The organism is Vogesella mureinivorans, from assembly GCF_007644035.1.
Lineage (GTDB): Bacteria > Pseudomonadota > Gammaproteobacteria > Burkholderiales > Chromobacteriaceae > Vogesella > Vogesella mureinivorans.
The window spans coordinates 1-282 of sequence record NZ_VMTV02001035.1 but is presented as its reverse complement, the minus strand read 5'-3'; the positions used below and the strand labels follow the sequence as shown (position 1 = coordinate 282).

1 protein-coding gene is annotated in these 282 nt (G+C 56.7%); it reads right to left on the bottom strand.

The features are described from left to right. Positions 1 to 260, bottom strand: a 260-nt coding sequence (locus FLQ44_RS22625; protein ID WP_240801387.1) for an iron chelate uptake ABC transporter family permease subunit, incomplete at its 3' end; no start/stop codon positions are given. Positions 261 to 282 lie beyond the last annotated feature (22 nt).

The following is a 282-nucleotide window of genomic DNA, read 5'->3' as shown; positions in this document are numbered from 1 at the left end:
ATTATCAGCAGCGACGTGATGATCAGCGCGCCGACAAACTTCATCGCCACGCCGATGGTTAACGCCGTCACCAGCATCAATAGCAGCTTCACGCGCTGAAGCTTCACGCCGTCGACAAAGGCCAGATCCGGGCTGACGGTCATAGCCAGTAAATTTCGCCACTGCCACAGCAGGATCCCGAGCACCACTGCCACGCCAATGGCAATAGAAATCAGATCTTCGGGCGTGACGGCCAGCAGATCGCCGAACAGATAGGCCATCAGGTCTACGCGGATGTTTGAC